The following is an 11,072-nucleotide window of genomic DNA, read 5'->3' as shown; positions in this document are numbered from 1 at the left end:
GTGAAGAATTTGCTTTAGAATTAGATAAGTAATAATCTGCTAAAGAGCCGCAGAGAAACTCTTCACGAAAGCGGTTTATTTTGGCACGTGACTGGATTTTGTGGTAACGACGTTTCTGATACCATAAACCAGAAAGGAGTAAGCCTGCAATGGCTCCGATGCCAACTCCTGCCATAGCAACCTTGCCATCTTCTAAAGCTTGATTTTGTTGCTCAGATTCAACAGTTGGATTTGAAGATGCACTTTCAGCAATAGCATAGTCACTCGCTGAATTTAGCTGCACGCTAGTAGCGATCGCCGCAGCCGACAGTATAAGTCTAAATATTAACTTTGATTTCCACATAATTTTACTGGTTAAAAATATGTTGTCTATTTCTGGAGACTAACCGCCTCCCCAAGGAGTGATAGTTAAGAATCAAACTAACTAGATATCTCTTTTACCAAAGAAGTTCCACTCTACTCATATAAAAAATAAACTTTCTCAACAGTAGTTTCCACAATATTTTCTTATTTTTTAACATTATTTGTTCGTCTAGGGATTTTGACAAAGCCATATATTAATACCATTTCTCAAAGTATATGTATTAGGTATTTCTTAAAATGGTGATGATTTATAGCGATCGCATTATCAAACAGCATTGAGTTCAGTAAACAATAGTCGAGGATGTGCGATCGCTGCTATGCTCTCCCTTGATATCGCATATTGCTGGGCATAAAGTCTATAAATGACATTAAATTGCAGTGTACAGCAGAATTTTGTATAAATAGCACCAGTACCTTACCAGTAGTGTAGTGTTAGCGAGCATCATAGCCCATTGTAGACATCGCCTCTTGGATTTGGAAGGTATGAGCCAATAAAATCTAAACTTTCAGAGACTTGCACCAAGTTTCTAACTACCTTGCTCTTTAATTTCTCTGTGCGTAGTTCTATTTATAGAATAGGTGCTTCCCCGAAAGCTCAACTTATGAGTTGCTTGTGGTGTAATGATTCCAGTCGATTGGGTATTAGGATCGGCACCAACAACATAAGTACATCCCCGAAAGCTCAACTTATGGGTTACTGATGCTGTGGTTTCTCCGTCTAATTTGGGGTTGAGGTCATGACGATAGGAAGCTCCACGGTAGATTAAGTGATAATCTGGTTCCGATTTGAGAATTGGCTGTTGTGTATATTGTGTTTCTCTGTTGACTACTTTGCTTGTATAATACTCGTAGGTTGTACTGATAAGAATAAGAGTTAACAGTAGAAGTAAAATCTGCCAAGGAGCCAACATTAAACCCAAAATCAGACTGATAGCTGCAAATACAGTCACTAAATGTGAGATTTCATTATTTCTATTTTTGAATAAAAAATAGCCAGTGATGAAACAAACACACGGAAAAATGAAAAAGTACAAAGCCATATTTCCTACATTCGCAACTAAAAGCAAAGGGTTTATAAAGCAGATTGAACTTATTTTAAAAGGTTGTTGTTTATTTTACCTCCAATCAGCTTGAGAAGTTACCGTGCTACTGGAGTAAAAGTTTTACGTTGAGGTATCTGTACTAGCTGCGATCGCAAAGAAAAATTAACACTCAAGGCTATCTTAAACCTTTGGAGCGGAGTTCAAGGGTTATGTAGAGTGAGCGTTTTTGTCTTTATTCATTCAGAGAGGTTACAGGCATCCTACAGAGTGGATGCTCAGTGTAAAGCCTTTGCTGAAGTATATGAAGATATTAACTCATAGCGATGTCATGTAGCGATCGCATTCCTTAACGCAGAAATTTACTGATAAATAAAAATTAAAAGCTAACAAATATCACAATACAAAATTATTACTTCGGGGATCTAATAGGCAGAATAACCCACTACAGTTCTAACCGATGTGTCTCCGGCAACGAAGTAAAAAAAGCATCATAAAAGCCTCGCAATCTCGCGTATTAAAAAAAAGCAGATGCATGTTACTGTTTTAATCTCATTGTCTTCCCTTCGCGCCTTTCCCTATGCATCTGCACTATTTACACCCCCAACACCTTGAAGAATTAGTCAAGAGTAGTGGTATAGACTTACACTTAGTGCATCTCAATTTTAGGTCACTCCAAGGTGTAACAGCTTATGAGTACCTGTTGATTTCTGAGCTACTCCCCCGCACCAATACCGGAATGGTGAAAAGTAGTTGGTTGCAGCGTTACGCTCATATCACAGAAGGTGGTTGGTGGTGTTCGGGACTAGACCCTCTAAATAATTGGCAAATGATGGAATGGGGATGCTTTAAGCCAAACCAACCCCGACAAAACCACAACGGCAAGTCCATCAAGTACGAGCATCCCCCTAGCACGCCAACGCGAGTATTTTGTTTGCGGGTAACGTTGCAAGTGTGGCAGCAAGTCGCTGGGCGTTACAATCTGGTCATGCCTGAAAATATCACCATTACTCCTGATGGCGAGGCTGGAGGCTTTTGGCAATGGGTGATGCAACAGAACATTCCCCTCATCATCTGCGAGGGTGTAAAGAAAGCAGCCACGTTGTTGACGCAAGGATATGTAGCCATTGCCATTCCCGGAATTACCAGTGGTTATCGGGTTGTGAAAGATGAATTTGGTAAAGTTACCCGTCGTCAGCTAATTCCTGATTTAGCCGCGTTTGCGATTACAAAGCGCAGCTTTTACATTTGCTTTGATTTTGAAACTCAACCCAAAACAATTGCTGCTGTAAATAATGCTATTTCTCAACTTGGTTGTTTATTCCAGCAAAAAAATTGCCCTGTAAAAGTCATCGAACTTCCAGGAATAGAAAAAGGAGTTGATGAGTTTATTGTTGCTAAGGGTGCAAATAGTTTTGAGAAAGTTTGTCGCCAAAGTGTTGATTTAGAAATCTATCTTGCTCAAACCAAACCCCACACCGAGTTAAGTATTCCTGCTGCACTTACCTTCAACCGTCCTTATATAGGTGAAATACCTTTCCCCACCTCTGGATTAGTAGGAGTCAAATCAGCGAAAGGAACGGGCAAAACTACGGCATTGCAAGGCGTTGTTCAACAAGCAAAAAGTCGAAATCAACCCGTTTTGTTAATTACTCACAGAATCTTACTTGGACGATTCTTGTGTGAAAAAATTGGTATTCAATGGGGAAAACATAAAGAAGAAGCAGAGAAAAATATTAATAAAACACTTACCCCCGCTCCTCCCATCCTGCGCTCTCTATTCCCTCAGCAATCTCTCGGTTTGTGCGTTGATTCAATTTGGAAACTTAACCCAGAACATTGGCGGGGAGCAATAGTAATTTTAGATGAAGTGGAGCAGTCTTTATGGCATCTTTTAAATAGTAATACTTGTAAGCATAAACGTGTAAAAATATTAAAGTTATTCCAGCAACTCATTGCAACAGTTTTAACAAGTGGAGGGTTAGTAATTGCTCAAGATGCTGATTTATCAGATGTTTCACTTGAATATTTGCAGGGATTGGCAGGAATTAAATTAACGCCTTGGGTAGTTCTTAACCAGTGGAAGCCTCAACAAGGTTGGGACGTAACTTTTTATGATTCACCGAATCCAACACCGCTAATTCACCAATTGGAATTGGATTTACTTGCTGGACGGAAATGTTATGTTACTACCGATAGTCGGGCTGGGCGTTATAGTTGTGAAACAATTGAACGTTATTTGAAAGAACGACTACAAAAATTACGGCGACAATTTCCTAAAACGCTTGTGGTTAGTAGTCACACAACAAATACACCTGGTCACGCAGCAGTTGATTTTATCGCAGCGATTAATCAAAAAATATCGGAATATGACGGCGTTTTTGTTACTCCTAGCCTTGGTACTGGAATTAGTATTGATGTCCAACATTTTGATCGAGTTTATGGCATTTTTCAAGGGGTAATTCCTGACTCGGAAGCAAGACAAGCTTTAGCAAGAGTTAGGGATGATGTGCCGCGTGTTGTCTGGTGTGCTAAACGAGGTATTGGTTTAATTGGTAGTGGTAGTACAAATTATCGCTTGTTATCTGATTGGTATCAAGAAAATCAAAAAGAAAACTTAGCTTTGCTGAGTCCCCTACATAAAATAGATGTAGATTTACCCTTAGTTTATGACCCGATTCATTTGCGAACTTGGGCGAAGTTATCTGCAAGGGTAAATGCTTCTATTCGCCTTTACCGACAATCGATGCAAGATGGTTTGATTACTGATGGGCATCAAATTCAGGTGCGGAGTAATGCAGTTCACAATAATATTATTCGAGATTTACGTCTGGCCTTTTTGGCAACCGATGCCGATGATTTATCTACCCGCAAAAGGTTGATTTTAGAAATTGTTAAAGTTCAAAAAGATTGGACACAAAGTCGTCAAAAGGCTAAAGAAATTAAACGCAAAATTAAAGATATTAAGCAGCAAAATCAACTATCTTTAGCATCTGCTGTTGCTAATGCTAAAGATATCGATTATGTGGAATATGAGCAGATGTTAGTTAAGCATTCTCTAACGGATGGAGAACGCAACCAACTTAATAAATATGTTCTTAGACAAAGATATGGTATAGAAATTACTCCTTGGCTGAAATTGCAAGATGAACAAGGATATTATCGTCAACTGTTAATTCACTATTATTTAACTCACGAAAGCGAGTATTTTCACGTTAGAGACGAGCAAGAATGGCATCAGCAACTATCTTGGGGTGAAGGGAAAGTTTTTCTCCCAGATTTAAAAACTTATACGCTCAAGGTTGAAGCTATGAGAGCATTAGGAATGCTTCAGTTTCTTGAAGAAAAACGCGAATTGCATGAGAATGATACAGATTTGATATTGCTAAAAAATATTGCTTTTCAGCATAGTAAGCATATTAAAAGAGCGCTTGGGATTAATTTAGCCGGCGAGAAAGAGCAAGTTTCAGCAATAAAAATACTCAGTCGACTGTTGAATTTGTTGGGTTTGAAGTTGAAACGAGTAAATGAGGTTTATCAAATTGACTTAGAAACGCTATATGATGGCAGGGAGAAAATATTTGCTGTTTGGCATCAACGAGATGAGTTGATGTTGGCTCATGTTAAGAGTGTTGGTTATGAGTTGCCTGATTATTCTTCAGACTGCAAGTTTGAAATTATGCAAACGAAGCCTGAAAAGGTAGACGATAGATTATCTACGTCTACTCTGTCTTTATCGGGAGCATCCACTTTTGGAAGAAACATCGGGCGATTGGAAATCGCGGCTATACAGACTAAACCCGCCTGCGCGGGTTTTATAGAGTCCGCGCAGGCGGACGAGAGTTTGTGAGCCAGTGAGTTTTAGTTTGAGGGCGATCTGCCAAAACGGGATGCTTCCCTGGCTTTTGAAGCTGGAAACTCAGCTTTTTCTGACAGATATGCTACGCAAGTTTTGAGAGTATGAGTACAATCCTTTACTCACTATACAAGTTTCCTCCTCTGTGCCCGATCAAAAATATTGAGGGTGGAGATTTATTCGTGTTTTTGCAAAATTGGGATGTTCTCTTACTATCTATCTGAACTCCTGCTATAAGTTTCCTTTGGCTGCCTATTTCTGAAATATCCCCCATTCATTGACAGATTAGTTTCCAAAATGATATGGTAGTCAATGCTATCAAAGACCAACTTATCATTTAAATTGTGCCAACTACTAAAATTTTCTTTAGATTGGATGTTTTAGTAGTTGTCTGACTTATTTGAATTTTGAGAAAAAGCTATCCAAAAATAGACGCTAGTTAGATATGCTACTGCTAAGATGCAGATAGTGCTGATAAAGTTAAGATCAGTCATGACATTTAATTAAACGTAATAGTGAGCAAGAAGCTTACAAATTAGAATTTGTAAACTTTTGATACTACATCCAAATATCTGGATGCAAAAAGGTTTTAGCCCAAAGGCTTGGACTAGGTAAATTTAATCGGGTCGCTGAATCGATGAAACTTCGTATTTAGGGGATAGCCTAAATATGACTAACCACGAAAGCTATCTATCCAAAAATTGACCATACAAACACGTGCAGTTTGTGGTCTTCATCCCCTGAATTCTATTCAGGTGGATGGTTGAAAAGGTAATAAGATATACTTACCCTGTTCTTGAGTAGGCTTTTACTAAAGCTCTTTTTATGTTGCTAACCTTAAACTGCCGTATATACCAGCAGCAATGACCAGATAGCTAGCGTTGGTTAGCTGATTAGCTTAGTTTTTGCACGCTATTGCTACATTTACCTATTAGTTTTCATTCTACACTAGAAGGCATCAAAAAACTAGGCAGAAAATGCGTTCTCCAAAGTAGTAAACAAGAAGGTCTTGCAGAACAGAGTTAAATTGTCTAGACTAGAAGATTAACAAAACAACTGGAACAATACTGGTAGTGATTAAATCTTCAACTCCTGATATTGGTAGGATTTTTGTCTCCAATTTGCAAGCTAATTCTTCAATACTCATATCATCTAAAAATACCAGTTCACCATGTTTGAGCATTACATTCGGTAGTAGAATTCCTTCTCCCAAATCTTGCCCTTGTAAGTTCAACAACAAATCATGTCCAGTGAGTAACCCCGTGACCGTGATATCTTGTCCCCAATAATCACTACACAAAGCACGCATATTTACTTCTAAACCTTCAACAGAATTTAAGCGTTTTAAAATAGGTTTAAATGCTTTTTCTACGGCGTTGCCCACTACCCAGGTCAATTTTCTTTGAGGATATACTTTTGGTGGAAGTAATTCTGCTGCAATGGTGGCAAATTGCTTGATAAATAGTTGAATTGAGCCAACTCCGTTATCAATTTGGGGATACTCTTCATATTCAGATTCGCTTGGCAATTCCTCACCTGCAATTAAAAACCACTCATCAGCTAACCAAGCAACACTGGAGGCAAATTTTTGGCGAAATTGCCGTGAGAGTATTTGGACTTGAGAAATCACTTCTTTGGCTTTTTCTTTAGTTACAGGTGTGAGTTCGTCTTCTTGGGGACGAAATCGTGTCAATCCGACTGGCACAACTGCCACCGATGCCACCGTAGGCACTTCACCAGTATGAAAGGATGCTAAGTCTTTTAGGGTTTGCTCCAGGTGTTCGCCATCATTTATACCAGGACAAACAACCACTTGAGCATGAATTTGTAGCCGTCTTTTTTGAAACCACTTGAGTTGTTGCAAGATTTGTCCCGCACGGGGATTTTTCAGCAGTCTAATTCTAACTTCCGGCTCCGTGGCATGAACAGAAACATACAACGGAGACAAGCGCATTTGTTCAATTCGCTGCCATTCTTTTTCTGGCAAGTTGGTCAGGGTAAGATAAGAGCCGTACAAAAAGCTTAGGCGGTAATCGTCGTCTTTAAAGTACAAGCTGGTGCGCTTACCTGGTGGTTGTTGGTCGATAAAGCAAAATGGACAACGGTTATTGCACTGAATTAAGCCATCAAATAGGGCAGTTTCAAATTCTAGTCCCAAGTCTTGGTCGTAATCTTTTTCGATTTCTAGACTATGAGTTTTACCAGTAGCGTCTAAAACTTCTAATTCTAAAACTTCATCAGCACACAAAAACTGATAATCAATTAAGTCGCGGGGACGTGTACCATTGATTGCAACGATCGCATCCCCACTTTCAAAACCAATCTCTGCGGCTATTGAGTCTGGAAGAACCTTGGTAATTCGGGCAGGATGAATGGTAGTCATGGTGCATAGGGCATAGGGCATAGGGCATAGGGCATAGGGCATTATAGCGTTTCTCAGTTGAATCTAATACAGACCTAAACCCCAGCCCTTTTCCTACTAGTGTTGGGGAGTAAAATTCCATTCCTCTCTCCTTGTAGGAGAGAGGAATGAAAGTGAGGTTAGATTGTATTACATACAAACGAGCGTAGGCGTAGCCCGTCGTAGACATCGCTATAGTCATTTGCTTTGGACAAAGGACAAATGACTAATGACTATTATCCTTTCCAACCTGCTGCGATCGCTAGTAAGATCGCACTACCAAATGCTAATCTATACCATACGAAAATCAAAGTGTTTTTGGTTGCTAAGTATTTGATTAAAAATGCAATTGATAGGTAGGAAAAAATAAAGGTTGAAATAATTCCTACAATTAACAGCCCAACAATGTTATCTGGCAACTGGTGTTCTTGAAACAACTTGAATATTTTCAAGCTTTTATACAGCGTCGCAATGGTAAGAGTTGGAAACCCTAACAAAAAGGAGAATTTTGCTGCTGTATCGCGTTCTAATCCCAAAAATAAGGCAGTCGTCAACGTCGAGCCAGAACGAGAAACGCCCGGAATCAAAGCAAGTGTTTGTCCCAATCCAACCAAAATACCATCCCGAATTTGCAATGACTCAAAACCGCGTTTACGAGTGCCAATTTTTTCTGCTAGAGCTAGTAAAAGTGCCATAATAATTGACATGATGCCAATAATTAATGCACTCTCAGGTAAAATATCTTTCAAAAGGAAGCCAAAAATTAAAGCCGGGAGTGTTCCAACTGCAATACCGACAAGAATCTTCCATTCTTCGCGTTCCCAGTCTTTGGCTTTTAGTGCTTCGATTCCACCTTTGACAATACTATAAATCAGCGACCAAAAATACCCCACAATTGCTATAACACTGCCAAATTGAATTGCGTCAACAAAATCTTTAGAACCTAATTCTTTCCAACCAAATAGCTTTGTCACAATCAGAAGGTGTGCGGTGCTACTGATTGGCAAAAACTCTGTAATACCTTGAACAATACCTAAAATAAAAGCTTGAATAAACTCCATATATAATTAATACCTTTTTCGTGTTATAGAGGATCGTGATGAACATTTTTTAGCTGATGATGTTGCTTTATATACTCTCTACTGCACCCAATCTTATAGAAAACTCAATTTTACCGATCAAAAACATCATCAAAGACGCTGACTATGTTCTTACACCCACCTCAATAAGTCAACGCAATTTGAAAAATTCATCAAATTTTAATATTTAGCAGACTCATAGCAGCTGACTTTTCACATCTCTGTAGTCCCTCAGTTACAAGGAACTACAGAGGAGTTCTGTACATAGTGGAACTTTAATGGATTCGTCTGGCGCAGAATGTTTTGTTTGGTTTGCACCAGCGCTAGTGGAAATTTCAGTATAATTACAATGCCCCAGGGGGGGATTTGAAAATGTGATATCTTAAATAAAATAAAGTTTAGTAACAAATATTAAAAACTTTGATTAATAATACACTGTCTTCCTACAGCACTGCTACCCCTTCTATTGATACTGAGTTGGATTTAGCTGAGACTGGGCAGAATGGTATCAGACAATTGGAATCTACACTTTCCCTTTCTCCCTCTCTACCCTTATCTACTTCTGCCCGACAAACTTGGTTAGTGTTTGCGGCGGCAGTGTTTTTAGTAACAGTCCCAGTATTTGTAGAAGCGCCAATAGTGCGATCGCTACCAAGTCTGAGTTTAGCGCTGACAGGATTTTGGGTGTGGCTCAGTTTTGCCTTAATGTCACGTCCTGCAACTTACGTCTGGGGCGATTTGCTCTTGGGGTTTAGCTGGAGTTGGTTAGCAGGAGCGATTTACTGGGGTTGGTTACGTTGGGAACCTTTATGGCATTTGCCGGTGGAATTTATCGGTTTACCGTTTGCTTGCTGGTGTCTGGCGAAGAATTGGGGCAAGGTAGGTAACTGGTTTTATTTAGGTTCTTTACTCGGTACAGTTTTAACAGATGTATATTTTTATATAGTAGATTTGATGCCCTATTGGCGGCAAATCATGAGAGTAGATGCAGATGTAGTACCGCAAATCTTACAAAATGCTCTCATACAAGTACAAGCACCTTGGGGGCAAACTTGGGCGATAATTCTCGCCGTAGTGCTATTAACAGTAGGAATTTCAGCTTTAGGTCGAAATCAAAAACACTGGTATGCCTTTGGTGGCGCAGTTTTAAGCACAATTTTGGTAGACAGCCTATTTTTGTTAGCTGCGATCGCAGCGTGAACAAGGCAGAAGACACTTGTGTTCCAATATACGTGTAAGCTTCTCTTACCAAAACTTTTCCCAGCCCAATCTACGGCACATCAAAAATAATGCTGTAGATGATTAATTAGTTAAGAAATATTACATAAAAATCGATCGGCATCAAGTCTTTTTTGCTAAGGTTTTCGATCTTAGAAATCGTGCAATTTTGTGTCTGCTTGAGAGGTAGAATCAGCCACCTCGAAAAGATTTCGTTTAGCAGAGAATGCTGCTGAAATCGTCGATGCAACGCTATTGCAGCCATGCAGGCACTCTTTCCACGATGAAAATTTTTGGCAAAAGTATAGTCAAAGCCAGTAACGGTAAATATTGTGGATATTAATACGCTGTATATTAGTTTCTGATGACTGCTGTGTTGACTAAGCTATCAGCTTTTGTCCTTTGTCCTTTGTCCTTCGTCCTTGGCGCTCTCACGTAGAGGCATTAGCGGCTTCCCGCAGGGTATGACTAATACTTCAGCTTCTCTACGAGACGCTACGCGTAGCTTGCTTCCCCAAAGGGGTACGCTCAGTACAAGTGACTAATGACTAATGACTAATAACTGTTGTTAGCTTAAAACTTTTATTTCTGTTTGATGGAAAGAGGTAGAAAAATCGTGAAAGGATTGGCGCGTTTATTAACAGTGTTTAGCTTGTTACTTAGTTGCTGGGGATGGTTGGGAACAACTCAGATAGCCCAAGCTGCTAGTTTCAACAGTTTTGCTTTTCCCCAAGTCCCAGTTCTGGCCATTGAGCGGCAGAATCGGGCAGATGCGAAGCTAGGAACGGAATTTGGTAAAAAAATTGATTTGAATAATACCAACGTCCGAGCTTTTCAACAGTTTCCAGGGCTTTATCCCACCCTGGCTAAGAAAATTATCACCAATGCTCCCTACCAAAAGGTAGAGGATGTATTGGATCTTCCAGGATTGAGCGATCGCCAAAAACAAACCCTGCAAGCCAACCTCGATAAATTCACCGTGACAGACTTAGAGCCTGCCTTCAATGAAGGAGACGATCGCTTTAACAACGGTATCTACAGATAACTGAATTGCAGTTAATGTAGCAAATAGCAGCCCACTCCTGATTCTAGGGAGTGGGATTATTCTATTAAAG

The 11,072-nt window shown here is 39.6% G+C and carries 7 protein-coding genes; 3 read left to right on the top strand and 4 right to left on the bottom strand.

Annotation, left to right across the window (positions count from 1 at the left end; translation table 11 throughout):
• Positions 1 to 343: hypothetical protein (locus IQ229_RS01555; RefSeq protein WP_194040649.1), on the bottom strand; the 343-nt coding region annotated here is incomplete at its 3' end.
• A gap of 547 nt (positions 344 to 890) precedes the next feature.
• Positions 891 to 1,313, bottom strand: coding sequence for a hypothetical protein (locus tag IQ229_RS01550; protein ID WP_194040647.1), 423 nt, complete (start codon positions 1,311 to 1,313; stop codon positions 891 to 893).
• Between the two features lie 670 nt (positions 1,314 to 1,983).
• Between IQ229_RS01550 and IQ229_RS01545 the strand changes: the two genes are divergently transcribed.
• Positions 1,984 to 5,253: a plasmid replication protein, CyRepA1 family gene (locus IQ229_RS01545; protein ID WP_228013000.1), complete on the top strand. Its 3,270-nt coding sequence runs from the start codon at positions 1,984 to 1,986 to the stop codon at positions 5,251 to 5,253.
• A gap of 1,042 nt (positions 5,254 to 6,295) precedes the next feature.
• Here the strand turns inward: IQ229_RS01545 and IQ229_RS01540 are convergent.
• Both IQ229_RS01540 and IQ229_RS01535 read right to left on the bottom strand, forming a co-directional pair.
• Complete coding sequence (locus tag IQ229_RS01540; RefSeq protein WP_194040645.1) at positions 6,296 to 7,642, bottom strand: TIGR03279 family radical SAM protein; 1,347 nt, start codon at positions 7,640 to 7,642, stop codon at positions 6,296 to 6,298.
• 254 nt (positions 7,643 to 7,896) lie between these two features.
• The gene (locus tag IQ229_RS01535) at positions 7,897 to 8,721 is read right to left on the bottom strand and encodes an undecaprenyl-diphosphate phosphatase (RefSeq protein WP_194040643.1); all 825 of its coding nucleotides are present in this window, start codon (positions 8,719 to 8,721) and stop codon (positions 7,897 to 7,899) included.
• A 438-nt stretch (positions 8,722 to 9,159) separates the two neighbouring features.
• Here IQ229_RS01535 and IQ229_RS01530 point away from each other — a divergent pair, with 438 nt between their 5' ends.
• Both IQ229_RS01530 and psbU read left to right on the top strand, forming a co-directional pair.
• Positions 9,160 to 9,939: a DUF3120 domain-containing protein gene (locus IQ229_RS01530; protein ID WP_194040641.1), complete on the top strand. Its 780-nt coding sequence runs from the start codon at positions 9,160 to 9,162 to the stop codon at positions 9,937 to 9,939.
• Between the two features lie 634 nt (positions 9,940 to 10,573).
• A complete protein-coding gene (gene psbU, locus IQ229_RS01525) occupies positions 10,574 to 11,002 on the top strand; it encodes a photosystem II complex extrinsic protein PsbU (protein ID WP_194040639.1) in 429 nt (142 codons plus the stop codon).
• Positions 11,003 to 11,072 lie beyond the last annotated feature (70 nt).

Origin of the sequence: Nostoc cf. edaphicum LEGE 07299 (assembly GCF_015207245.1) — a bacterium.
GTDB lineage: Bacteria > Cyanobacteriota > Cyanobacteriia > Cyanobacteriales > Nostocaceae > Nostoc > Nostoc edaphicum_B.
The sequence above is the reverse complement of the archived record's forward strand: the minus strand, read 5'-3'. Positions and strand labels throughout refer to the sequence as shown.